The sequence below is a fragment of the Agromyces sp. NPDC058104 genome (genome assembly GCF_042884835.1).
Lineage (GTDB): Bacteria > Actinomycetota > Actinomycetes > Actinomycetales > Microbacteriaceae > Agromyces.
In genome coordinates, this window is sequence record NZ_JBHVTD010000001.1 from 756,265 (window position 1) to 778,022 (window position 21,758).

A 21,758-nucleotide genomic window follows, 5' to 3' on the forward strand; every position below is an offset into this window, starting at 1 on the left:
GTCGAACAGATGGGCGACTGACGAGTCGATCAGGCGGCCCGATACGCCGGATCGCGGCAACCAGCATCTGCGGCGGTCGCTGTCAATCCCCTGCCGCATCCCGCCCCGGTGCGGTGTGATGAGGTGGTCGTCGTTCGCGACGACGGGCTTCGAACGAGTGGGGGCTCAACTGAAGCGGGCCCGGGCGTTCGAGATCGACGAACCCCGGGCCCTTCTCATCTCTCCAGCTCGGCGAGCCGCTGCTCGAGTCCGCGCAGCTCGGTCTCGGTGTGACCGGCGAACGGCTGGGCGAAGCGCCTGAGCTGCGCGACGGTGATGCCCATGGCATCCTCGGTCGTGCTGCCGAGCAGCTCGGCGATGCGGGCGGCGAGCTGCTCGGAGTCCCCGGAATGCCCGAGCACGAGCTCCGCGAGCTCGGGCAGGTGGTCGCGCGCGGAAACGAGCGCGCGAAGCATCGAGATCCGTGTTCGCAGGTGCGCGGCTTGGTCGTGCGGTGCCGGCGATGCGGGGCGCGCGGCGACCTCCGCACGGCGTCGGGCGATCAGCTCCGGCGAGAGCTCGATCCGCAGCGGATCCTCGGTTCGGATGGAGAGGTCGACGAGCCACGCGTGCACCTCGTACTCGCCGGGCTCGAGCCGATCGAGCCCGTTCAGGTCGAGATGTACGCGGACCCGCGCGTAGTCGCCCGAGCCGAGTGGGCAGGCCCCGTCGCGGCCGGCGACGAAGGCGAAGCCGACGCCCTCGTGACCCGGTCGCACGATCGCGGCGGCGACGTGGAACCCGTCGCCGTCCGGCATCCAAGGTTCGTCGCCCTCGTTCACGATGTCGATCCAGAGACGCTCGAGGTCGGGCGCCGACGACGTGACGTCGGGCCATCGCAGTCGCAGCCCTCGGCCTCGTTCGGCCTGGCTCGGCCGCAGCGGCAGCTCGTCGGGCGAGAAGTCGACGCGGCCCACCGGGCGCTCGGCGGACGGCGGTTCGACCCTGGCGATGCGCCAGGAGCGCCGGGTGTCGTCGGTGGGGGCGCCGATGACGAGGCCGCGGTCGCGGTGGAGCACGCGCCATCCCTCGGCCGGCGGCGGCACCGCCCCTCCGGGCGTCGCATCCGAGGTCGGAGCCGGCACCTCGAAGCGAGCGAGCACCGCGCTCAACGGCTCGCCGGCCTCGGCCAGCGCCTCGCGCTCCACGACGACCGGACCGATCTGCGGCAGATCCCTGCGATCCATGCTCGAACTACTCGAGCGCCGACGTCAGCCGGGCCACCCCGTCGAGAAACTTCGCCTTCGCGGGCTCGCGCAGCCAGTCTTCGAGGGTGAGCTCGCGGCTGATCGCCCGGTAGCCCTCCTCGACCTCGCGCATGTCGCGCACGAACGACGCACCGCGCACGAGCATCGAGATCTCGAAGTTGAGCAGGAACGAGCGGATGTCCATGTTGCTCGAGCCGATGAACGCGATGTCGTCGTCGATCGTCATGTGCTTCGAGTGCAGGATGTACGGGCCCGGGTACATGAAGATGCGCACGCCGGCGCGCAGCAGCGGCTCGTAGTACGAGCGCTGCGCATGCCACACCATGCCCTGGTCGCCGATCTCGGAGACGAACAGCTGCACGTCGAGGCCGCGGAACTTCGCCGAGGTGATGGCGTACATCATCGCCTCGTCGGGCACGAAGTAGGGGCTCGTGATGATGACCTTCTCCTGCGCCGCGTTGACGAGCCCGAGGAACATGCGGAGGTTGTTCTCCTCGTCGAACGACGGGCCGCTCGGCACCACCTGGCAGACCAGCGCCTCGGGCGACTCGTCGAACTCGAGCTCGGCGACCTTCACGTGGGCGGTGTCCATGAGGTTCTCGCCGGTCTCGGCGTACCAGTCGGAGAGGAAGACCGTGTTGATCGCCGCGACCGTGGGGCCGGTGACCCGCGTCACGAGCTCCTGCCACTTGAGGCCGCGCTTCTGGTTCTTCGGCGAGTCGTAGTCGCGCGAGATGAGGTTCTGCGAGCCGGTGTAGCCGACGTGCCCGTCGACGACGACGAGCTTGCGGTGGTTGCGCAGATCGGGGCGCTGGAACTGCCCCTTGAACGGCTTCACGGGCAGGAGGTACTTCCACTCGACGCCGATGCGGTCGAGCTCGGCGATGGTCTGCTTGTGGATCGGGACCTTCGCCGAGGCGATGTAGTCCATCATCAGGCGCACCTTCACGCCGCGCTGCACCGCGCGCCCCATCGCGGCGAAGAACTCGCGCGTGGTGTCGTCCCACGCGACGATGAAGAACTCGATGTTCACCCACGACCGCGCCGTGTCGATCTCGGCGGCCATGCGGTCGATCGAGGCCTGGTAGTCGCCGATCAGCTCGGCCCGGTTGCCGCCCGAGGCGGGCAAGGCGCCGAGCGTGCGGTTCTGCTGCACGATCGACGCGAACCACGCGGGCCAGGTCGCGCGGTCGACGGTGTAGTCGTGGGCGTCGACGTTCTGCGCGATGATCGCGTCGACCTCCTGCTGCCGCTTCCGCCGCTTCTCGGGCAGCCTCGCGTTGCCGATGATGAGGAAGAGCAGCACGCCGATGAACGGGATGAGGAAGATCGCGAGCAGCCACGCCATCGCCGCCGTCGGCTTGCGATCCTTGGGCACGATGAAGAGCGCGATGATGCGGATCGTCCAGTCGGCGAGGACGAGCACGATCGTCCAGAACACGGCCGGGTCGAGGTTCACGAGCGTGCTCCGTCGCGATCGGGGGTGCTGCGGATCATCGTCGCCTCCTCGGTCCCGTTCGCACGTCGCGGCGCCGCGGGTGAGACCACGATAGCGGTCGAGGGCCGCACCATCCCGCGCAGGCGCGCGCGACGCGCGGTGCCGTCATGGGGCGGCACCGCGCGTCGGGGTCGGGGTCTGCGGATCAGTGCCCGGCCGGCTCCCACTCGAACCCGTCCGGGTCGGCGACGGCCGATCCGCCGCCGATGAGGACCAGGCGGTGCGACCCCGAGCCCTCCTCGGGCACGCCCGCGTCCTTCGCGAGGGGGCCCCGACGGTAGAGGCCGAGCTGGATCGCCCCGCCCTGGCTCTCGAACTCGACGTAGCTGCGGCCGAAGCTCTTGCCGACGCTGAACCCGCGCTCGACGTAGAAGCGCTTGCTCGCGAGGATGTCGTCGGCGCCGAGCAGCAGCACGATCCGGTCGATCTCGCCGGAGTCGGGTGCGGTGTCCTTCTTGGCGGAGGTCGCGATCTTCCAGATGCTGCCGTCGGGCGCCTGCACGACGCCGCCGACGCCCCACATCGACTTCGCGACGGGCTTCACGACGGTCGCGCCGGCGGCGACGGCCGCCTCGACGATCCGGCGCACGGCGGCGGGCTGGGAGACGACGAGGGAGGCCACGTGACCCCGGAACCCGGTGGACGGCGAGGTGGCGGCGCGCACGCGGATGCGCGGCCCGAGGCCGAAGGCGTCGGCGTAGAAGCGCTCGGTCGCGGCCGGGTCGTCGGCCTCGATGACGATGGAGTCGATGGCGGTGGAAGCGGTGATCGTGTTCATGTCGATCACGCTATTTCGGGGCGGTCAGCGGTCGCTTCTCAGATCCTGACCGATCGTCGAGATCAACTTGATGCCCCTCACGAAGGCCTGCACGGTAATGCACCGGGCGCGTTCGCGGCGGCGCACTCCAGCCGCGCGGCGGTGCGGATGGGGACACGTACGCCTCGGTCTGCCCGGCTACCCGGCCTTCGGCGAGGGGTCGACACGAGCGGCGACGACGTCGACGTCGCGCTCGGAGTCGGGCAGCCCCGCGTCCCGCAGCCGGTCCCGGATCATCGACCGCACGTCGTCGACGGCCGACATCGCGAGGTCGCCGCGCACCTGCTCGACGATCCCGTCGAGCTTCTGGGCGTCGCTCGCGTCGTCGTGGCCGTCCTCGATCGGTTCGCGCTGTTCATCCATGGCCCGATGGTGGCACGCTCCGCGACCGCCGGGGAGCCCCTTGACGAGCCATCGTCGACGTGCGCTGTCGGGACGCCGACTCGACGGCTCCGAAGAGGCTCGGCACGAGCTGGAGACCGAGCCCGGCGGCGACGAGGCGAAGCCTGCGATCGCTCCGGAGCCGAGCCACCCAGTCGAACCGTCCGAGGTCGGCGATCTCCGCGAACCCGCCGCTCGGGCGATCGGCCCCGAACCCCACCCGGAGTCCGGCGTAGTAGCCCGACTCCAGCGGCTCCGTCACGAGGTCGACGTGCGGCAGCACGCGGAGCAGTCGCGCCGCCACCCGCTCGCCGAGCACCGCTTCGCCGGGCGCCGTGCGCACGATCGCCCGTCGGGTACCGACCTCCAGGCCGAGCTCCGCGGAGCAGGCGTCGAGCAACCGGTCGAAGACGCCGAGCTGTCGCGCGACCGCCTCGACCTCGAAGCCGTCATCGCGGCGACCGCGCCCCGCCTCGGCGAGCGCGAACAGCCGGAAATGCCGCGAGCGGGCCGAACCCCCACCCTCGGGGATCGGCTGGGCACGCACCGTCTGGTGCACGGTCGCGAGCCGCACGTCGCCCGCTCGCCCGCCCCGGGCCGGGTCGAGGCGCCGCGCGCACTCGAGCGCGAGCATGTTCGTCGGGTCGGAGACCACCTCGGTGCTCCGGGTCGTGGACACGATCCGGTCCTGCGACCCGGGTGCGATGACCGAGCTCGCCCCGAGCGGCGCCAGCGGCGACAGCAGGATCCCCTCGAAGCCCTCGGCCGCATCGATCGCCAACCGGTCGAGCCTGTTCACCAGCCCCAGCGCGAGGGGTGCCGGTGCGACGAAGTCGTCGACGAGGAACTGGCGGAGGAGATCGGCCGGGCGCCGTCGCCCCGCCTGCTCGCGCGCGAGCGCGAGCTGCGCGGCGCGCGTCTCGCTCGGCGACGATCGCGCCGTCCCGTCCGGTCGGCGTCCCATCCCCCGATCCTGCAAGCCCGCGCCGTGCCCCGACAAGTGGGGAGGCCCGATTCCTTGACGGGGTGATTCGGCGCTCGCTACCGTCCGAGCATGATCACGGCCGAGTTGCTGCGCGAGGTCCCGGCGTTCGCGCCGCTGCCCGATCCGACGCTCGAGTACCTCGCCGGCGCCGTCGAGGACATCCGGCTCTCCCCCGGCGAGTACTTCGCCCACGAGGGCGAGGAGCGGGCGCTCTTCGTGGTGATCGAGGGCCGGGCCGAGATCACGAAGATCGTGAACGGCGAGGAGCGGGTGATCGGCACCCGCACGCCCGGGCGGTTCTTCGGCGAGGTCCCGATGACCCTCAGCACGCCGTTCCCCGCGAGCGGGCGCGCCGCCGAGGCATCCAGGATCGTGAAGCTGGACGTCACGGTCTACTACACGCTCGCGGCGATGGCCCCGAACGTGCCCGCGCTCGTCGCGGACCTCGCCCGCCGCTACCTCGACTCGCTGCAGGAGATCGCCGCCGAGCAGCGCGCGAGCGAGGTGCGGGTGATCGGGCCGCGGCAGGATCCGGGGGTGCACGCCGTCGCGACGTTCCTCACGCGCAACCAGGTGGCGTTCGAGCGCAGCGTGGTCGAGCCGGGCGAGGCGGGCGGGCGGTACCCGGTGGTCGAGCTCGTGGGCCGCGATCGGCTCGTGGCCCCCTCGATGCGCGAGGTCGCGACGGCCGTCGGCCTCGACGTCGAACCGTCCGCGAGCGAGTACGACGTCGTCATCCTCGGCGGTGGGCCGGCGGGGCTCACCGCGGCGGTGAACGGCGCCGCCGAGGGCCTGCGCACCGTCGTGATCGAGGCGCTCGCACCGGGCGGGCAGGCGGGCACCTCGACGCGCATCGAGAACTACACGGGCTTCCCGTTCGGCATCTCGGGCGACGACCTCGCGAGCCGGGCGCTCAAGCAGGCCGGCCGGCTCGGGGCCGAGATCGTCGTGACCCGCACCGTCGAGGCGATCGACCTCGCACGCCACGAGGTCCGTCTCGACGGAGGCACGACGCTGCGCACCGCGGTCGTGCTCATCGCGACCGGCGTCGACTGGCGCACGCTGCCCGTCGAGGGGGTCGGCCGCTACCTCGGCAACGGCGTCTACTACGGCGCCGCCCGCAGCGACTCGGCGGTCGCCCAGGGCGCCGACGTCTGCATCGTGGGCGCGGGCAACTCGGCCGGGCAGGCGGCGCTCTTCTTCGCGCGCCACGCCCGCTCGGTCACGATGCTCGTGCGCGGCCCCTCGCTCGAGGCGAGCATGTCGCGCTACCTCATCGACCAGCTCGCGCAGCACGAGGCGATCCGGGTCGAGACGCGCAGCGAGATCGTCGGCCTGCACGGCGACGGCGGCCTCGACGGGGTCGAGGTCGCCGACCGCGAGCACGGCACGACCGCCCGGCGCGAGTGCCAGGTGGTGTTCGTCATGATCGGCGCGGATGCCTCGACCGCATGGCTTCCCGACGCGATCGCCCGCGACGAGCACGGCTTCGTGGTCACCGGCGCCGAAGCCGCCGAGACGGGCGCGTGGCCCCTGGAGCGGCGCCCGTTCTCACTCGAGACGAGCGCACCCGGTGTCTTCGCGATCGGCGACGTGCGCTCGGGGTCGGTGAAGCGCGTCGCGGCCGGCGTCGGCGAGGGCGGCATGGCGATCGCCTACGTGCACCGCTACCTGGCGCTGCAGCCCGAGACCGCCTGACGGCACCGCGACGCGGCGAGCGCCGCGACCGCAGCGGAGCGCGACGCGGCGCGTCCCGTCATCGGGCCGTCCATTCGAGCAGGCGCTCGACGGGCCAGGTCGTGACGATGCGCTCCGCGGGCACCCCGTTCGCCTCGGCGCGGGCGGCGCCGAGCTCGAGGAACGAGAGGTGGCCGGGCGCGTGCGCGTCGCTGTCGATCGAGAAGAGGCATCCGGCGTCGAGCGCGAGGGCGATGAGCTCGTCGGGCGGATCCTGTCGTTCGGGGCGCGAGTTGATCTCGACGGCGACGTCGTACTCGGCGCAGGCGGCGAACACCGCTTCGGCGTCGAAGGTCGACTGCGGCCGGGTGCCGCGCGAGCCCTCGACGAGCCGCCCGGTGCAGTGGCCCAGCACGTTCAGCTGCGGATCGGCGATGGCCCGGAGCATCCGCCCGGTCATCTCGGGGCGCTCCATGCGCAGCTTCGAGTGCACGCTGCCCACGACCACGTCGAGCCGGCCGAGCATCTCGGGGGTCTGGTCGAGCGTGCCGTCGACGAGGATGTCGACCTCGATGCCCGCGAGCAGCCGCAGGCCGGGCAGGCCCGCCTGCACGACCTCGATGAGCTCCTGCTGCTCGGCGAGCCGTTCGGCGCTGAGTCCGTTGGCGACCCGCAGGCTCGGCGAGTGATCGGTGATCGCGAGGTACTCGAGGCCCTGGGCCTCGGCGGCCTTCGCCATCACGGCGAGGCTCGTCGTTCCGTCGGACCACTCGGTGTGCGAGTGCAGGTCGCCGCGGAGCTCTGCGCGGAGGCCGGTCGGAGCGGTTCCGGCAGGCGATAGGCCCGCCTTGGCGCGAAGGTCGGCGAGGCGCTCGGGCACCTCGCCGGACAGTGCCTGCGAGATCACGGCGAAGGTCGAGTCGCCGACGCCCGCCGTCCGCCGCAGTCGGCCGTCGGCCGCACGCGCGGCGAGCTCCTCGGGGGCGAGCGCGCGGATCGCGTCGGCCGCCCTGCGGAACGCCTTCGACTTGTACGCCGACGCGCGGTCGCGTTCGAGCAGGAAGGCGATCTCCTCCAGGGCTGCCACCGGGTCCATACCTCGATTGTGACGCCCGCGGCGCCGATCGTGCTTGACGCGTACCGAATTCCTCGGTATATCTATACCCCCTAGGGGTATTCATATCGAGAGAAGGAGCAGCACACCATGTCCACCTCCACCGCCGCCGCACCACGCCGGTGGCTCGGCCTCGCGCTCATCGCGGCCGCGCAGTTCGTCGTCATCATGGACACGTCGATCATCGGCGTCGCCCTGCCCGACATCCAGGCCGAGCTCGGCTTCACCCCCGAGTCGCTCTCCTGGGTGTTCAACGCCTACGTCGTCGCCTTCGGCGGCCTGCTGCTGCTCGGCGGCCGGCTCTCCGACGTGTTCGGCGCCCGCCGGGTGTTCATCGCCGGCTGGGTGACGCTGGCACTCGGCTCGGTGCTCGCGGGCGCCGCCTCGAACGTCGGCCTCGAGATCGCCGGTCGCGCCGTCCAGGGTGCCGGCGCCGCGCTCATCGCACCCGCCGCGCTCACCCTGCTGATGGTGCTGTTCGGCGGCACCCCCGAACTCCCGCGGGCCTTCGCCGTCTACGGCGCGGCCGCCCCGATCGGCGGCACGGCAGGCGTGTTCCTCGGCGGCGTGCTCACCGAGTACGCGAGCTGGCCGTGGGTGTTCTACGTGACCGTGCCGATCGCGGCGCTCGTCCTCCTCCTCACCCCGCTCGCCCTGCCGGCCGTTCGCGGCGGACGGGGATCGGTCGACGTGCTCGGCGCGATCACCGCGACCGCGGGGCTCGCGGCCGTCGTCTACGGCGTGGTCCGCGCACCCGAGGTCGGCTGGGCTTCGGTCGAGACGATCACGGCCCTCGTCGCCGGAGCGGCCCTGCTCATCGCGTTCTTCGTGATCCAGGCGAACAGCCGCCGGCCGCTGCTGCGACTCGGGATCTTCCGCGCCCCGCAGCTCGGTGCCGCCAACCTCGCCCAGCTGCTGCTCGGCGCCGCGTGGGTGCCGATGTGGTTCTTCCTGAACCTCTACCTGCAGCAGGTGCTCGGCGCCGGCGCCTTCGCCTCGGGGGCCGCGCTCCTGCCGATGACCGCGCTCATCGTGATCGGCATGGTCGCACTGGCTCCCCGGCTCCAGGCGCGCTTCGGCGCGAAGCCGCTCATCGTGGCGGGCTTCGCCCTGCTCGCGGCGGGACTCGGCTGGCTCGCCCTCGTGCGCCCCGACGGCAGCTACGTCGCCGACGTGCTGCCGGCGTCCCTCGTCGCCGCGCTCGGCATGGCGCTCGCCTTCGTGCCCTCCCTCGGCACCGCGATCGGCGCGGCGCGGCCCGAGGAGACGGGCGTCGCCTCGGGACTCGTGAACACGAGCTACCAGATCGGCTCGGCGGTGGGGCTCGCGGTGCTCACCGCGATCGGCGCGGCCGTCACGGCGGGCGGCACGGATGCCACGGCGCTGACGAGCGGGTTCTCGGCCGCGTTCCTCGGGGCCGGCGCCGTCGCCCTCCTCGGGCTCATCGCGGCCGCCGCCCTGCTGCGGAGTGCGCGCCCGGTGGCGACGACGGGCGATGCTCCGACCGAGACGGCTACGGAGCCGGTGGAGGCCTGAGCTCGGCGCTCGTCGATGCGAGACGCATACGGCACGACGCCCGCACCGGGTCACCCGGTCGCGGGCGTCGCCTGCTGATCAGATCGAGCCGCCGCCGTCGCGGACCGAGTCGGCGACGTACGCTCCCGCGATGGCCTCGCTGTGCGCCCGGTCGCCGTGGAACGAGGTGTGCGGGTCGCCCGGCAGCGAGCGGGTGCGGCGCCCGCGGATCGCGAGCCAGATCGCGGCGGCGACGATCGCGACCGCCACGCCGATCATGATGATGATGCCGAGATCCACGAACCCGCCCCCTTCTCAACGCCCTGCGCCACGGTACCGCCTCGCAGGGCGGTCAGTACAGGCTCGCCTGCTCGTAGGCCGTCTCGAACGCCATGATCATGAAGGTCGCGAACCACGCGATGGCCGCGACCATGATCACGACCGTGACGGCGATCGCGACCCACATCGGTGCCATGCCCCGCCCTGAACGACGCTTCACGACGACGCTGCGGCCGATCACGTAGACGAGCGAGGTGAACAGCGCGAAGAACGCCCACGCCCAGTGGAACGGACGCTCGAACCCGCGCTCGACCAGTTCGCGCCGGTCGAAGTACGCGAACAGCACGATGAGGGCGGCGATCGCCCAGCCCGACAGCGAGCTCACGACGTACCAGGGGTCGGAGTACACGGCGAGCTGCGCCGCCGGGGACGACGAGTACTGCGCGTCCACGCTCAGTTCGAGGATCCGCTGCCAGTCGATGAGGAGGAAGGGCACGAAGCCGAGCGCCGGCAGCGCGACGATGAGCCAGATCCAGACGGTCGAGGTCGGCGTCGCAGCGTCGACCGTCGACACCGTCGCCTGACCGTACGGCAGGGGCTGCTGCGCCGGCCGCGGCGCGTGTTCGCCGAACGCCGGCTGCTGCTGCACGGGCTGGGGTGCGGCCGGCGGGGCCGCCAGCGGCGTCGCGTACTCCGTCCACTGCGTGCCGTCCCACCAGCGCTGGCCTTCGGCGCCGCTCGGTTCGGGGTACCAGCCGGCCGGGGCCGTACGGGGGTCGCTCATCGTCGCTCCTGTCGGGTCCAGCCCATCGTAGGGTGCGGCGCCGCCGGGAGGAACCGGGCGTCGGGATGCCGCTACAGCTCCACGACCGTCATGCCCGAGCCGGCCGAGCCGGTGCCCATCGCGATGAGCGCGTCGGGCACCTCGTCGAGCGAGATGCGGCGGCCGACGAGCTCGATCGGGCGGAAGTCGCCCGAGGCGACGGCCCCGAGCATCGACGGGTACTCGTGCGCCGACATGCCGTGGCTGCCGAGGATCTCGAGCTCGCCCGCGATGACCGCGTCCATCGGCATCGCCGAGAGCGCCGAGTCGCCGACCATGAGGCCGATCTGCACGTGCCGGCCCCGCTTCTTCAGGCTCCGCACCGAGGCGAACGAGGTCTGGCTCGAGCCGAACGCGTCGACCGAGACATCCACGCCGCCGCCGGAGGCCGCGATGATGCGCTCCGCGGCGCCGTCGCCGCCCTGCACCGGCACCGCGCCGAGCTTCGCCGCCGCGGCGAGCGCGGCGTCCGAGACGTCCACGCCGTAGACCTCGACACCCGCGGCGACCGCGATCATGATCGCCGACAGGCCGACGCCGCCGCATCCGTGCACCGCGATGCGCTCGCCGGGCGCGAGCCGACTGCGGGAGACGATCGCGCGGTAGGCGGTCGCGAAGCGGCAGCCGAGCGACGCGGCCTCGACGAAGCCGAGCGAGTCGGGCAGCCGGATGAGGTTGAGCTCGGCCTCGTCGATCGCGACGAGCTCGGCGAACGAGCCCCAGTGCGTGAAGCCCGGCTGCGACTGGCGGTCGCAGACCTGCTCGTTGCCCGACAGGCACTCGGCGCATCGCCCGCAGGCGCAGATGAAGGGGGCGGTGACGCGGTCGCCGACCTTCCAGCCGCTCTCGGCCGACACCTCGGAGCCGAGGGCCGCGATCTCGCCGGCGAACTCGTGGCCGGGTACGTGCGGCAGCGCCACGCCCTCGTCGTGTCCCATCCAGGCGTGCCAGTCGCTGCGGCAGACGCCGGTGGCGCGCACGCGGATGACGGCGCCGCGCGGCGGGCAGACGGGCTCGAGGACTTCGGCGAGTTCGGGCCGGGCACCGAATTCGGTGAAGAGCACGGCGCGCACAGGGGTCCTCTCGGTTCAGGCGGGCCCGTCGGGTCGGGCCGGGATGCCGCGTTGCCGGGCGGCCCCCTCACCACCGCGTGCGCGACATCCGTGAGCCTACCGCCACCGCGTCGCAGGCGCCGCACGCGTCGCAGGCGCCGCAGGCCGGACCGCCCTGCCGAGAGTTCGCGCTACGGCCGCGGGCAGGTGAAGTACGTGGGCGTCGAGGCGTCGCCGCGCTTGATGTCGTGGTCGGCCATCGGCGCTGAGCAGATCGGGCACATCGGGTTGGCCGGCGGCACGTACGGCGCCTCGGTCACGCCGATGCCGATGCCGACCTCGGCGGGCCCGGTGATCGGGTAGATCGCGGCACTCAGACGGTTCCAGAAACCGGGGCGGCCCTTGTAGGGGTTCATCGTGCTGCTCATGGCGTTAAGTGTACTGATGATTAGTACACTAATCAATATTCGTCCGCGAAACCTCGTGGACCCGAGGATATTGTGTAACAATTCCGCATGCGCTTCGTCATGGCCGTCCTCCTCGCCTCCGTGTGCTTCGGCACCACCGGCACGGCGCAGGCGCTCGGCCCCGAGGCCGACCCGGCCTCGCTCGGCGCGGCGCGGCTCGTCATCGGCGGCGGAGCGCTCGGCGCGCTCGCGCTCGCCCTTCGACTCGGTCGGCGACGCGGCGCGGACGGGACACCCGCCGCGTCGCCGACCGGCACACGCGCATCCGCGGGGCGCCCGCTCGTCGCGCTGCTGCTCGTCGGGGCCGGGGCGTCCGGAGTGCTCGCCTACCAGCCCGCGTTCTTCGCCGGGACCGAGGCGAACGGCGTCGCCATCGGCACGGTGGTCGCCCTCGGCTCGGCGCCCGTCATCACCGGCGCGCTCGACTGGCTGCTCCGGCGCCGCTACCCGGGCCACCGTTGGGCGGTCGCCACCGCGATCGCCACCGTCGGCGTCGCGGTCATCGCCGTCGCGAGCGCACCCGACGGAGGCGCCTCCGGAGCGGCCGACCCGCTCGGGCTCGTCGCCTCGCTCGGCGCCGGCGCCTCGTACGCGGTGTACACCCTCGCCGCGAAGGCGCTCATCGACCGCGGCTGGAGCGCCACCGGCAGCATGGGCGCGCTGTTCGGCACGGGCGCGGCCTTCGCGCTCCCCCTGCTCGTCGCCACGGATGCCTCGTGGCTCGCGCAGCCCGCGGGGCTCGCGATGGCGCTGTGGCTCGGCCTCGTGACGGTGACCCTGGCCTACGTGCTCTTCGGCTACGGGCTCACCGGACTCGCGCCGGCCACCGTCTCCACGCTGACCCTCGCCGAACCCCTGACCGCCGGGCTGCTGGGCGTGCTGGTGCTCGGCGAGCTGCTCCCCGCCGGGGCCGTCCTCGGCCTCGCCGTCCTCGCGGCGGGGATCCTCGTGCTCGCGACGGGCGGCCTCGGATCGGGCCGCGGGCACCGCACCGCCGAGCACGCACGGGCGGGATCCGCCCGTCCGGCTCCAGGCCGCGACGGCGCTCTGCACGCCCCCTGAGGCCCGCGGGCGGAGCCTCGAATCGGCGCTCCACATGTCGGTGGCCGGCGCTAGCGTCGGAGCATGGACGTCATCCTCATCCCCGGTTTCTGGCTCGACGCGTCGTCCTGGCAGCGCGTCGCCCCGCTCCTCGAGGAGGCCGGCCACACGGTGCACGCGCTCACGCTCCCCGGCCTCGAATCACGTGATGCCGACCGTGCCGGCATCGGGCTGCGAACCCACATCGACGCGGTCGTCGCCGCGGTCGACGCACTGCCCGGCCGGGTCGTGCTCGTCGGCCATTCGGGCGGCGGAGCCATCGCGCACGGCGCGGCCGACGCCCGGCCCGACCGCATCGCCCGCGTCGTCTACGTCGACGCCGGCCCGCTCGGCCAGGGCGCCTGCATCAACGACGAGCTCCCGATCGTGGGCGACGAGATCCCGCTGCCCCCGTGGGAGGCGTTCGAAGACGAAGACCTGGTCGACCTCGACGACACCCTCCGCGCCGAGCTCCGGGCGCGGGCGATCCCCGAACCGGCCGCGGTCGCCACCGACGGCATCGAGCTCGGTGACGAACGTCGCTACGAGGTGCCGATCACGGTCATCGCCTGCGAGTTCCCGAGCGCGATGCTCACCGAGTGGATCGCCGCCGACGCGCCGTTCACGCGCGAGCTCGCCAAGGTGCGGCGCGTCGACTACGTCGACCTGCCGACGGGCCACTGGCCGCAGTTCACCAAGCCGGTGCAGCTCGGCCAGGCGATCGTCGCGGCGCTCACGCCGTCGGCCGCGGGGTAACAACCGGGCAGGCCACCACGACGGCGGCCCGATCGGGCCGCCGTGCCGTCAGCAGGCCTGGGAGCGGTCGACGACGGTCTCGTCCTCGTCGGCTCCGAGGGCATCGGTGGCCGGCGCGGCCAGTCCGCTCGACGCCCGCCCGGTCGTGCGCTGCGGCTCGCCGTACCAGTGGTCCGCACCCCGCGAGCACGTGCACGCGAGCGCGACGGTCTCCTCGAGCGTCACCGCGCGGAAGAACTCGCGGTGCGGAATCGGAGCTGCACGTCGTCGTCCCATGGCCTCGGATCTCCCGTCGGACGCGCACCATGGCGTCCCTCACCCGAAGAGACGGGGCAACGCCACGATCATGACGCCGGTCGGCCGAATCCGTTCGGCATCCCGGTCGACGGCGATCGTCAGAGCTGCGAGCCCGACACCGAGAAGGTGTCGCACGCGCCGGCGCCCTGCTCGAAGCCGGTCTCGAACCACCGCACCCGCTGCTCGCTCGTGCCGTGCGTGAAGGTGTGGGGGTTCACCTGCCCCTGCGCGGCCTGCTGGATGCGGTCGTCGCCGACGGCGGCGGCGGCGCTCAGCGCGTCGCGGTACTGGGACTGGCTGATCGGCTGGAGGAAGGGCACGCCGCTGTCGTCGGGCACTTCCGAGGCATCCGCCGCCCACGCCCCGGCGAAGCAGTCGGCCTGCAGTTCGACGCGCACGGCGTTCGAGCTCGGCCCCGTCTGGCCGTCCTGCGCGCGCTCGAGGATCCCGAGCACGTTCTGCACGTGATGGCCCCACTCGTGGGCGACCACGTACATCTCGGCCAGCGGTCCGCCGTTCGAGCCGAAGCGCTGGCGCAGCTCGTCGTAGAACGTCACGTCGATGTAGATCGTCTCGTCGGGCGGGCAGTAGAAGGGCCCCGTCGCCGACGACGCGTTGCCGCAGCCCGTGGTCGTGGCCTGGTCGAAGAGGATGAATCCCTGCGGGCCGACGTAGGCGAAGTCGAGCTCCGCCGCCTCCCGCTCCCAGTACTCTTCGAGCGATGCCGAGGCGCCCTTCATGCGGCATTCGACGTTCTCGTTCGCGTCGGCACCCGTCTGGCACTGCTCGAGCGCCGAGTCGCTCGGCGCGGGGGCGCCGCCCCCACCGCCGCCGAGGAGCCCGGTGAGGTCGACGCCGAGGAACTGCGAGAGCACGAACAGCGCGATGACGCCGAGGCCGCCGCCGACGGCGATGCCCGTGTTGCGCCCGCGCTTCGAGGCCTTGCCCCCGCTGATGTCCGCGTCGGGATTGAACGTCATGTCCCGACGCTACTCCGACTCGGCCTCGGCCGGGGCATCCGCGGCCCCGTCGTCCCCGGCACCGGAGCGATCTGCGTCGCCGGAATCGTCGGAATCGTGCGAGTCACCGGAACCGTTCGACTCGTCGGAGCGGTCGGCCTGCGCCGCCGACTCGGCGCGATCGGCGAGCGCCGCCTCCTCCGCGAAGCGGTCGGTGGCGGTGATGAGCGCGTCGAGGATGCCGGGTTCGTCGAAGGCGTGCCCGGCGTCGTCGACGATGGTGAACTCCGCCTCGGGCCAGGCGCGGTGCAGGTCCCAGGCGGTCATGACGGGCGTGCACATGTCGTAGCGGCCCTGCACGATCACCGCGGGGATGTCGCGGAGGCGCGAGGCATCCCTGATGAGCTGCCCCTCCTCCCACCAGCCGCCGTGCCGGAAGTAGTGGTTCTCGATCCGCGCGAACGCGGCGGCGTACTCGGGCGCGGTGAAGCGCGCGATCGTCTCGGCCTGCGGCAGCAGGGTGATCGTCGACGACTCCCAGCGCGACCACGCGATCGCGGCGGGCTCGTAGACGAGCGGGTCGGGGTCGGTGAGGAGGCGGCCGTACGCCTCGATCAGGTGCGCACGATCGGCGAGCGGAACCGGCGCGAGGAACTCCTCCCACAGGTCGGGGAAGATCGCCGAGGCGCCGCCCTCGTAGAACCAGTCGAGCTCCTGCCTGCGCAGGGTGAAGATGCCGCGGAGCACCATCTCGGTGACCCGCTCGGGGTGGGTCTGCGCGTAGGCGAGGGCGAGCGCGCTCCCCCACGAACCGCCGAACACCTGCCAGCGGTCGATGCCGAGGTGCCCGCGCAGACGCTCCATGTCGGCGACGAGATGCCAGGTCGTGTTGGCCGAGAGGTCGGCCTCGGGCTCGGAGGCGTGCGGGATCGAGAGCCCGCAGCCGCGCTGGTCGAACAGGACGATCCGGTATCGCTCGGGGTCGAACAGGCGTCGGTGCGACGGGCTGGTGCCTCCCCCGGGGCCCCCGTGCAGGAACACGACCGGCTTGCCCTCGCGGTTCCCGGACACCTCCCAGTAGATGTGCTGGCCGTCCCCCACGTCGAGCATGCCGGTCTCCAGCGGCTCGATCTCCGGATACATCTCTCGCATGCGGCAACGCTATCCAGCGCCGGATGCCGCGCCCCGGCGCCGCGCCGCAGCGCACCCCCGGTCGAGGCTAGGCTCGGACCATGGCAGCGAAGAAGCCGGTCACCGTCACGCTCACCGGGGCGGGCGGCCAGATCGGGTACGCACTCCTGTTCCGCATCGCCTCCGGGGCGATGCTCGGCCCTGACACCCCCGTGCGGCTCCACCTGCTCGAGATCCCGCAGGGCGTCCGGGCGGCCGAGGGTGCTGCGCTCGAACTGCAGGACTCCGCGCTCCCGCTCCTGCACGGAGTCGAGGTCTTCGACGACGCCACGGCGGCCTTCGACGGCGCGAACGTCGCCCTGCTCGTGGGTGCGCGCCCGCGCGGCCCTGGCATGGAACGCGGCGACCTGCTCGCCGCGAACGGCGGGATCTTCGGCCCGCAGGGCGCGGCGATCAACGCCGGCGCCGCCGACGACATCAGGGTGGTCGTCGTCGGCAACCCGGCGAACACGAACGCCCTCATCGCCGCCTCCAACGCACCGGACGTGCCGGCCGAGCGCTTCACCGCGCTCACCCGCCTCGACCACAACCGGGCGCTCGGTCAGCTCGCCGCGACCGTCGGCTCGCCCGTGGGCGAGATCCGCGGTGTGACGATCTGGGGCAACCACTCGGCCACCCAGTTCCCCGATCTCGCCCACGCGACGGCCGCCGGCGACGCGGTGCCCGCGCTGCTCGCCGCACGCCTCGGCACCGACGGGTACCGGGCCTGGCTCGAGGAGCAGTTCATCCCGCGCGTGGCCAAGCGCGGCGCCGAGATCATCGAGGTGCGCGGGTCGTCGTCGGTGGCCTCGGCCGCCTCGGCGACGATCGACCACGTGCGCGACTGGGTGCTCGGCACCTCGCAGGGGTGGACGAGCGCGGCCGTCGTCTCCGACGGCTCGTACGGCGTGCCCGAGGGGCTCATCTCCTCGTTCCCGGTCGAGTCGGTCGACGGCGCGTGGCGCATCGTCCAGGGTCTTGAGGTCGACGCGTTCGCGCGCGGCCGGATCGCGGCATCCGTCGCCGAACTCGAGGAGGAGCGCACCGCGGTGCGCGAGCTCGGGCTCATCTGATCCGGCCCTTCCCTCGGACCGCAGGGCGGATCTAGGCTGAGCCCACCCCTCCGCCGAGCTGATCCAGGAATCCCGTGGACGACCCCTTCCTCCCCTCCCCCGTCGCGCCCGACCCGTTCACGATGGCCTCGGGTGCCTTCGGCACCGTGTTCGTGCTCGCGTGCCTCGTCATCGGCGCCGGCTTCGTCGTGACGATCGTGCTCGCGATCCGCAACTACAACAAGGCGCGCTCGGCCGGGCACGACCCGTTCACCCTGCAGACCGATCTCGCGACGCGCGCGCTCGACAGTGAACTGCTCGCACCCAAGCAGACGCTCGAGCAGCGCCTCGTCGAGCTCGACGACCTCGCGGCCCGCGGAGTCATCACGAGCGAAGAGCGTGCCGCGGCACGCGCGGAGCTCCTCTCGGGTCGGTGACGCGCCGCCGACTGGAGCGGCCCGGCTCCTAGACTGGAGCAATGGCCGAAACCCCGTCGCCCGCCGCCCGTCGCAAGCAGCTCATCGTCGGCCTCATCGTGGGCCTGCTCGTCGGTGTGGGCGTGAGCCTGTGGACGGGGTTCTGGCTGTGGCTCGCCGCGGGCGCCGTCGTCGGCGCGGTCGCGGGCCTGCTGATGAAGCCGCCGGCCGAGTAGCCCCCCGGTCCGCCCCCGCTACGCGGTCTCGCGCAGGCGCGCGCCGACGTACGCCTCGATCCCGTCGATGAGACGTGCCAACCCGAACTCGAAGGCGTCGTTCGGCGCGCCCACGACGGCGCCCGCGGCCTGGCCGACGCGGCCCGACACGGGGTAGCGCTCGGGGTCCATGATGCGATCGAGCAGCGGTGCGTTGCGCGCCCACCAGTCGTCGTCGGTCTCGGCCGAGCTGCGCTGCAGGCGCTCGGCGTCGAGGTGCGAGCGCGCCGGACCGGCGACGAAGCCGAGCAGCATCGTGAGCACGCGGTCGAGGTCGACGTCGTCGAGCCCGAAGCCGTCGAGGGTGCGCAGGCACCACTCCCAGTGGTCGGAGATGTGGGGGCCGAGGGGCGGGCGGCTGGTGTCGATCTCGAGCAGCCAGGGGTGGCGCAGGTACTCGTCCCACTGGAGCCGGGCGATCAGCGCGAGGCGGTCGCGCAGTGCGCCGCGGGGGCGCGGCAGCGGCACCTCGCCCGCGACGTGGTCGACCATGAGGTCGATGAGCTCGGCGCGGCCGGGCACGTAGGTGTAGACCGACATGGGCTTCAGCCCGAGCCGGTCGGCCACGCGGCGCATCGACAGCGCCTCGATGCCCTCGTCGTCGGCGAGGCGGATGGCCGCGTCGAGCACCTCGTCGATGCTCGAGCTCTGCTTCGGACCACGGCTGCCGACCGGGCGGCCGAGCCGTTCGCGCCAGAGCAGTCGGAGCGTCAGGTCGGGCTCGTCGAGCCCGCTCGTATCAGCGGCCATGCGGGCCAGCCTACAATCTCCGTACGGGCCACGTCGTTCACCGCGGCAGCGCTCGCCCGGTCCGCCTCGGCGAGCCGTGCGGGGCGGTGCGGACGGCGCCGCCTCAGCCGACGAACTCGGCGACGATCGCCGCGATCTCCTGCCGCACGGCTGCGTCGTCGCGGGTCGAGACGCCGTCGCCGGGCTGCACGCCGTAGTCGCCGAAGTCGGCGTGGGTCACCCCGTCGAGCTCGACGAACTCGGCGTCGGAGGGCAGGAGGTGCGCCGCGGCTTCGATCTTCTCGGGCGTCGAGAGCCCGTCGTTCGCACCCGAGATGCTGAGCACGGCGAGCTCGGAGCCGCTGAGGTCGTCGGCGCAGTACGACCCGAACAGCATGACCCCGGCGACCGGCTCGCCCTGCTCGCCCGCGGCGGCCATCTGGCAGGCGCGCACCCCGCCGAGCGAGTGCCCGCCGATGACCCAGTCCTCGACCTCGGGTGCGAGCCCCGTGAACGTCGACAGGGGGCGCTGATCGAAGAACGCGAGGTTCAGCGTCGGCTTCGTGATCACGACGGTCAGGCCGGATGCCTCGACCACCCCCGAGAGCTTGTAGAGGTAGGCGTACGGGTCGACCTTCGCCCCGGGGATGAACACCAGTCCCTCCCCCGTGGCCCCCTCGACGGGCGAGATCACGATGCCGACCTCGTCGGAGGTGATCTCGACGGCGTCGTCGCGCCAGGCCTCGAGCGCCTCGGGCCGCTCGCCCTGCATCACCGTGTGGGCGTAGACGAGGAACACGACGACGAGCAGCACGATCACCGAGGCGACGGCGAGGAGGATCCGGACGGGACGCGACATGAGTCCCAGTCTGCCGCCCGACGGGCGACCCCGACGACACGGCTCCCGCGAACGACGCGAGGCCGGGGCATCCGCGAAATGGATGCCCCGGCCCCGCCCGGGAGCTCCGCCCGGTGCTACTTCTTCTTCTTCGCCTTCGCCTTCTCGGGCACGGGAAGCGTGCCCGCGCGGCGCTGCTCCTCGAAGTACGCGCGCGCCTCGTCCTGGCGCTCCTGCTCGATGCCGGTCGCGATCTTCGCACGCAGGTGCTCGGGGCCGAAGCCGAAGGCGTCGACGAGGTCCTGCGCGTGCGGGCGCAGGCGCTCGAGGAGCCGGTCGATGTACGCGCTCACCGCCTGGGCGCGCTGCGGCGAGAGGCGGCCGTTCATGAGGTACCACGCGGCGTGCTTCTCGATGAGGCCGAGCCCGAACAGGTCGCGCACCCAGGTCAGGACCTGCTTGGTGCCCGGGTCCTCCACGCGGGCGAGGCCGCGCGTGAAGGCCTCCCACTGCAGCAGCTCGCCGTGGGCGCGGGCCGCCTCGATGAGCTCGTTCTGGTTGCGGTTGAACGCGGCCGCGGCGTCGGCCTTCGGCAGCTTGCGCGCGTCGCGCAGCCGGCCCGCGATCTCGGCGATCATCGTCTCGACTCGATCGGTCAGCAGCTCGCGCTGCGACTTCTCGTCGCGCAGCTCGCTCACCGAGCGGGCGGTCGAACCGAAGTCGGCGATCGTCTGGCCGAGTCGGCGCAGGCCGGTGCCGTGGTACGCGCGATCGGCGGTCTGCGCGACCACGTAGCGGGCCATCGCGCCGGCGTCGGCGTGCTTGAACTGCTTCGAGAAGTCGGTGAGGAGGCGCTTCGCGACGAGCTGGAGCAGCACGTTGTTGTCGCCCTCGAAGGTCACGTAGATGTCGAGGTCCTGGCGGAGCCCGACGAGACGGTTCTCGGCGATGAAGCCGGCACCGCCGCAGGCCTCGCGCGCCTCCTGCAGGGTGTCGAGCGCGTGCCACGTCGAGAGCGGCTTCAGCGCCGCCGCGATCGTCTCCAGGTCCTGGCGGTCGTCGTCGGTGTCGGCCTTGCCGCTGAACACGGCGTCGAACTTGACGAGGAACTCGTCGTGGGCGAAGACCTGCGCGTAGGTCGTCGCGAGTCGGGGCAGCAGGCGGCGCTGGTGCCGCTGGTAGTCGAGCAGCACCTCTTCGTCCGTGTCGCTCGACGCGGTGAACTGCCGGCGCTGGTTGCCGTAGGTGATGGCGATCGTGAGGCCCATGGCGCTCGCGACGGTCGAGGCGCCGTCGAGCGAGACGCGGCCCTGCACGAGGGTGCCGAGCATCGTGAAGAACCGGCGGCCGGGGCTCTCGATCGGCGACGAGTAGGTGCCGTCGGCCGCGACGTCGCCGTAGCGGTTGAGCAGGTTCTCGCGCGGGACGCGCACGTTCGTGAAGTGCAGCCGGCCGTTGTCGATGCCGTTGAGACCGCCCTTCAGGCCGTCGTCCTCACCGCCGACGCCCGGCAGGAACTCGCCCTCGTCGTCGCGGATGGGCACGTAGAAGCAGTGCACGCCGTGGTTGACGCCCTTGGTGACGAGCTGGGCGAAGACCGTCGCGTGCTTGCCGTGCAGGCCGGCGTTGCCGAGGTACTCCTTCCACGCCGCGCGGAACGGCGTGTGGATGACGAACTCCTGCGTCTCCTCGTCGTAGGTCGCGGTCGTCGCGATCGCGGCGACGTCGGAGCCGTGGCCGATCTCGGTCATCGCGAACGCGCCGGGCACCTCGAGCGACATGATGGCGGGCAGCCACTTGTCGTGGTGCGGCTTCGTGCCGAGGTGCAGCACCGCGGCACCGAAGAGCCCCCACTGCACGCCCGACTTGATCTGCAGGCTCGGGTCGGCGATGACGAGCTCTTCGAACGCGGCGATGTTGCCGCCGTGGTCCTCCTGGCCGCCGAGCGACTTCGGGAACGCCCGGTGCACGGCGCCCTGCTCGACGAGGAGCTTCAGCTGCCCGAGCACGCGCTCGCGGTGCTCGGCCATCGACTGGCCCTCGATGCGCTGGAGCTCGGGCATCGCGGCGCGCTCGCGCGCCGCGATGCGGATGTCGGGCCAGGTGCCGAGCAGCTGGCGGCCGAGCGAGGCGACGTCGATGCGGGGCCCGGATGCCGCGGCGCCGGCCGCCTTCGCCGGTGCCTGCGGGGTCGGGGCGGCGGCGCGCGCCGGTGCGGGGCTCTGCTTCGAGGTGCGGGGTGCCGTGTCAACCATCGTCGGTCTCGTCCTTCGTCTGCGGTCCGGGCGCGGTCGGTGCACGCCCTCTTCCACGGTAGGACGGCGCCCCGTG

The 21,758-nt window shown here is 72.5% G+C and carries 22 protein-coding genes and 1 pseudogene; 7 read left to right on the forward strand and 16 right to left on the reverse strand.

Going from position 1 to position 21,758, the window contains the following annotated elements; genetic code table 11:
• Nucleotides 1-215: 215 nt before the first annotated feature.
• The 5 genes from ACFVTH_RS03685 to ACFVTH_RS03705 all read right to left on the reverse strand — a co-directional run bounded on the left by ACFVTH_RS03685 (nt 216) and on the right by ACFVTH_RS03705 (nt 4,907).
• Nucleotides 216-1,226: a hypothetical protein gene (locus ACFVTH_RS03685; protein ID WP_387086840.1), complete on the reverse strand. Its 1,011-nt coding sequence runs from the start codon at nt 1,224-1,226 to the stop codon at nt 216-218.
• Between the two features lie 7 nt (nt 1,227-1,233).
• The gene (gene cls, locus ACFVTH_RS03690) at nt 1,234-2,706 is read right to left on the reverse strand and encodes a cardiolipin synthase (protein ID WP_387086842.1); all 1,473 of its coding nucleotides are present in this window, start codon (nt 2,704-2,706) and stop codon (nt 1,234-1,236) included.
• Between the two features lie 184 nt (nt 2,707-2,890).
• Nucleotides 2,891-3,523, reverse strand: a complete 633-nt coding sequence (locus tag ACFVTH_RS03695; RefSeq protein WP_387086844.1) for a glyoxalase — start codon at nt 3,521-3,523, stop codon at nt 2,891-2,893.
• A gap of 177 nt (nt 3,524-3,700) precedes the next feature.
• The gene (locus ACFVTH_RS03700; RefSeq protein WP_387086846.1) at nt 3,701-3,925 is read right to left on the reverse strand and encodes a hypothetical protein; all 225 of its coding nucleotides are present in this window, start codon (nt 3,923-3,925) and stop codon (nt 3,701-3,703) included.
• On the reverse strand, nt 3,918-4,907 hold the full coding sequence (locus ACFVTH_RS03705) for a hypothetical protein (RefSeq protein WP_387086848.1): 990 nt from the start codon (nt 4,905-4,907) through the stop codon (nt 3,918-3,920). The genes ACFVTH_RS03700 and ACFVTH_RS03705 overlap by 8 nt, the downstream gene beginning before the upstream one ends.
• Nucleotides 4,908-4,997: 90 nt before the next feature.
• On the opposite strand from ACFVTH_RS03705, the gene ACFVTH_RS03710 reads away from it, so the two are divergent.
• Nucleotides 4,998-6,626 (forward strand): FAD-dependent oxidoreductase, encoded by a 1,629-nt coding sequence (locus ACFVTH_RS03710; protein WP_387086850.1) that lies wholly within the window; start codon nt 4,998-5,000, stop codon nt 6,624-6,626.
• A 58-nt stretch (nt 6,627-6,684) separates the two neighbouring features.
• Here ACFVTH_RS03710 and ACFVTH_RS03715 read toward each other — a convergent pair whose 3' ends face one another.
• Nucleotides 6,685-7,701, reverse strand: a complete 1,017-nt coding sequence (locus ACFVTH_RS03715; protein WP_387086852.1) for a PHP domain-containing protein — start codon at nt 7,699-7,701, stop codon at nt 6,685-6,687.
• Between the two features lie 108 nt (nt 7,702-7,809).
• Between ACFVTH_RS03715 and ACFVTH_RS03720 the strand changes: the two genes are divergently transcribed.
• Entirely contained in the window at nt 7,810-9,255 is a 1,446-nt protein-coding gene (locus ACFVTH_RS03720; RefSeq protein ID WP_387086854.1) for an MFS transporter, read from the forward strand.
• A 78-nt stretch (nt 9,256-9,333) separates the two neighbouring features.
• On the opposite strand, the gene ACFVTH_RS03725 is transcribed toward ACFVTH_RS03720, so the two are convergent.
• From ACFVTH_RS03725 to ACFVTH_RS03740, 4 genes are all read right to left on the reverse strand, one after another.
• Entirely contained in the window at nt 9,334-9,534 is a 201-nt protein-coding gene (locus ACFVTH_RS03725; protein ID WP_387086856.1) for a hypothetical protein, read from the reverse strand.
• A gap of 52 nt (nt 9,535-9,586) precedes the next feature.
• Nucleotides 9,587-10,297, reverse strand: coding sequence for a DUF2510 domain-containing protein (locus ACFVTH_RS03730; RefSeq protein ID WP_387086858.1), 711 nt, complete (start codon nt 10,295-10,297; stop codon nt 9,587-9,589).
• Nucleotides 10,298-10,368: 71 nt separating this feature from the next.
• Nucleotides 10,369-11,409: a zinc-dependent alcohol dehydrogenase family protein gene (locus ACFVTH_RS03735; protein ID WP_387086860.1), complete on the reverse strand. Its 1,041-nt coding sequence runs from the start codon at nt 11,407-11,409 to the stop codon at nt 10,369-10,371.
• A 170-nt stretch (nt 11,410-11,579) separates the two neighbouring features.
• On the reverse strand, nt 11,580-11,816 hold the full coding sequence (locus ACFVTH_RS03740; RefSeq protein WP_387086862.1) for a hypothetical protein: 237 nt from the start codon (nt 11,814-11,816) through the stop codon (nt 11,580-11,582).
• A gap of 87 nt (nt 11,817-11,903) precedes the next feature.
• Between ACFVTH_RS03740 and ACFVTH_RS03745 the strand changes: the two genes are divergently transcribed.
• Together ACFVTH_RS03745 and ACFVTH_RS03750 are read left to right on the forward strand one after the other, a co-directional pair.
• Complete coding sequence (locus ACFVTH_RS03745) at nt 11,904-12,917, forward strand: EamA family transporter (RefSeq protein ID WP_387086864.1); 1,014 nt, start codon at nt 11,904-11,906, stop codon at nt 12,915-12,917.
• Between the two features lie 63 nt (nt 12,918-12,980).
• Entirely contained in the window at nt 12,981-13,691 is a 711-nt protein-coding gene (locus ACFVTH_RS03750; protein ID WP_387086866.1) for an alpha/beta fold hydrolase, read from the forward strand.
• 48 nt (nt 13,692-13,739) lie between these two features.
• Here ACFVTH_RS03750 and ACFVTH_RS03755 read toward each other — a convergent pair whose 3' ends face one another.
• The 3 genes and pseudogenes from ACFVTH_RS03755 to pip all read right to left on the reverse strand — a co-directional run.
• Nucleotides 13,740-13,967: a hypothetical protein gene (locus tag ACFVTH_RS03755; protein WP_387086868.1), complete on the reverse strand. Its 228-nt coding sequence runs from the start codon at nt 13,965-13,967 to the stop codon at nt 13,740-13,742.
• 119 nt (nt 13,968-14,086) lie between these two features.
• Nucleotides 14,087-14,968 carry a neutral zinc metallopeptidase gene (locus ACFVTH_RS03760; protein WP_387086870.1) on the reverse strand — a complete coding sequence of 294 codons (882 nt, stop codon included), beginning with the start codon at nt 14,966-14,968 and terminating at the stop codon, nt 14,087-14,089.
• 174 nt (nt 14,969-15,142) lie between these two features.
• Nucleotides 15,143-16,099: pseudogene (pip, locus tag ACFVTH_RS03765) on the reverse strand (prolyl aminopeptidase); the annotation flags it as partial.
• An 80-nt stretch (nt 16,100-16,179) separates the two neighbouring features.
• On the opposite strand from pip, the gene ACFVTH_RS03770 reads away from it, so the two are divergent.
• The 3 genes from ACFVTH_RS03770 to ACFVTH_RS03780 all read left to right on the forward strand — a co-directional run bounded on the left by ACFVTH_RS03770 (nt 16,180) and on the right by ACFVTH_RS03780 (nt 17,821).
• Nucleotides 16,180-17,190 (forward strand): malate dehydrogenase, encoded by a 1,011-nt coding sequence (locus ACFVTH_RS03770; RefSeq protein ID WP_387086872.1) that lies wholly within the window; start codon nt 16,180-16,182, stop codon nt 17,188-17,190.
• A 74-nt stretch (nt 17,191-17,264) separates the two neighbouring features.
• Nucleotides 17,265-17,606 carry an SHOCT domain-containing protein gene (locus ACFVTH_RS03775; RefSeq protein ID WP_387086874.1) on the forward strand — a complete coding sequence of 114 codons (342 nt, stop codon included), beginning with the start codon at nt 17,265-17,267 and terminating at the stop codon, nt 17,604-17,606.
• Between the two features lie 41 nt (nt 17,607-17,647).
• Complete coding sequence (locus ACFVTH_RS03780; protein WP_386898508.1) at nt 17,648-17,821, forward strand: HPP family protein; 174 nt, start codon at nt 17,648-17,650, stop codon at nt 17,819-17,821.
• An 18-nt stretch (nt 17,822-17,839) separates the two neighbouring features.
• On the opposite strand, the gene ACFVTH_RS03785 is transcribed toward ACFVTH_RS03780, so the two are convergent.
• From ACFVTH_RS03785 to ACFVTH_RS03795, 3 genes are all read right to left on the reverse strand, one after another.
• The gene (locus ACFVTH_RS03785; RefSeq protein WP_387086876.1) at nt 17,840-18,610 is read right to left on the reverse strand and encodes a TetR/AcrR family transcriptional regulator; all 771 of its coding nucleotides are present in this window, start codon (nt 18,608-18,610) and stop codon (nt 17,840-17,842) included.
• Between the two features lie 103 nt (nt 18,611-18,713).
• Nucleotides 18,714-19,448, reverse strand: a complete 735-nt coding sequence (locus tag ACFVTH_RS03790; protein WP_387086878.1) for an alpha/beta hydrolase — start codon at nt 19,446-19,448, stop codon at nt 18,714-18,716.
• 116 nt (nt 19,449-19,564) lie between these two features.
• Entirely contained in the window at nt 19,565-21,682 is a 2,118-nt protein-coding gene (locus ACFVTH_RS03795; RefSeq protein ID WP_387086880.1) for an acyl-CoA dehydrogenase, read from the reverse strand.
• Between the last annotated feature and the right edge of the window lie 76 nt (nt 21,683-21,758).

Bases quoted from the DNA above. Each gene is read 5' to 3' on its own strand.
- ACFVTH_RS03685 (WP_387086840.1), bottom strand. From the start codon at position 1,226: ATGGATCGCAGGGATCTGCCGCAGATCGGTCCGGTCGTCGTGGAGCGC.
- ACFVTH_RS03785 (WP_387086876.1), bottom strand. From the start codon at position 18,610: ATGGCCGCTGATACGAGCGGGCTCGACGAGCCCGACCTGACGCTCCGA.
- ACFVTH_RS03720 (WP_387086854.1), top strand. From the start codon at position 7,810: ATGTCCACCTCCACCGCCGCCGCACCACGCCGGTGGCTCGGCCTCGCG.
- ACFVTH_RS03705 (WP_387086848.1), bottom strand. From the start codon at position 4,907: ATGGGACGCCGACCGGACGGGACGGCGCGATCGTCGCCGAGCGAGACG.
- ACFVTH_RS03715 (WP_387086852.1), bottom strand. From the start codon at position 7,701: ATGGACCCGGTGGCAGCCCTGGAGGAGATCGCCTTCCTGCTCGAACGC.
- ACFVTH_RS03795 (WP_387086880.1), bottom strand. From the start codon at position 21,682: ATGGTTGACACGGCACCCCGCACCTCGAAGCAGAGCCCCGCACCGGCG.
- ACFVTH_RS03770 (WP_387086872.1), top strand. From the start codon at position 16,180: ATGGCAGCGAAGAAGCCGGTCACCGTCACGCTCACCGGGGCGGGCGGC.
- ACFVTH_RS03710 (WP_387086850.1), top strand. From the start codon at position 4,998: ATGATCACGGCCGAGTTGCTGCGCGAGGTCCCGGCGTTCGCGCCGCTG.
- ACFVTH_RS03745 (WP_387086864.1), top strand. From the start codon at position 11,904: ATGCGCTTCGTCATGGCCGTCCTCCTCGCCTCCGTGTGCTTCGGCACC.
- ACFVTH_RS03780 (WP_386898508.1), top strand. From the start codon at position 17,648: ATGGCCGAAACCCCGTCGCCCGCCGCCCGTCGCAAGCAGCTCATCGTC.
- ACFVTH_RS03750 (WP_387086866.1), top strand. From the start codon at position 12,981: ATGGACGTCATCCTCATCCCCGGTTTCTGGCTCGACGCGTCGTCCTGG.
- ACFVTH_RS03700 (WP_387086846.1), bottom strand. From the start codon at position 3,925: ATGGATGAACAGCGCGAACCGATCGAGGACGGCCACGACGACGCGAGC.
- ACFVTH_RS03760 (WP_387086870.1), bottom strand. From the start codon at position 14,968: ATGACGTTCAATCCCGACGCGGACATCAGCGGGGGCAAGGCCTCGAAG.
- ACFVTH_RS03730 (WP_387086858.1), bottom strand. From the start codon at position 10,297: ATGAGCGACCCCCGTACGGCCCCGGCCGGCTGGTACCCCGAACCGAGC.
- ACFVTH_RS03790 (WP_387086878.1), bottom strand. From the start codon at position 19,448: ATGTCGCGTCCCGTCCGGATCCTCCTCGCCGTCGCCTCGGTGATCGTG.
- ACFVTH_RS03695 (WP_387086844.1), bottom strand. From the start codon at position 3,523: ATGAACACGATCACCGCTTCCACCGCCATCGACTCCATCGTCATCGAG.
- ACFVTH_RS03755 (WP_387086868.1), bottom strand. From the start codon at position 13,967: ATGGGACGACGACGTGCAGCTCCGATTCCGCACCGCGAGTTCTTCCGC.
- ACFVTH_RS03740 (WP_387086862.1), bottom strand. From the start codon at position 11,816: ATGAGCAGCACGATGAACCCCTACAAGGGCCGCCCCGGTTTCTGGAAC.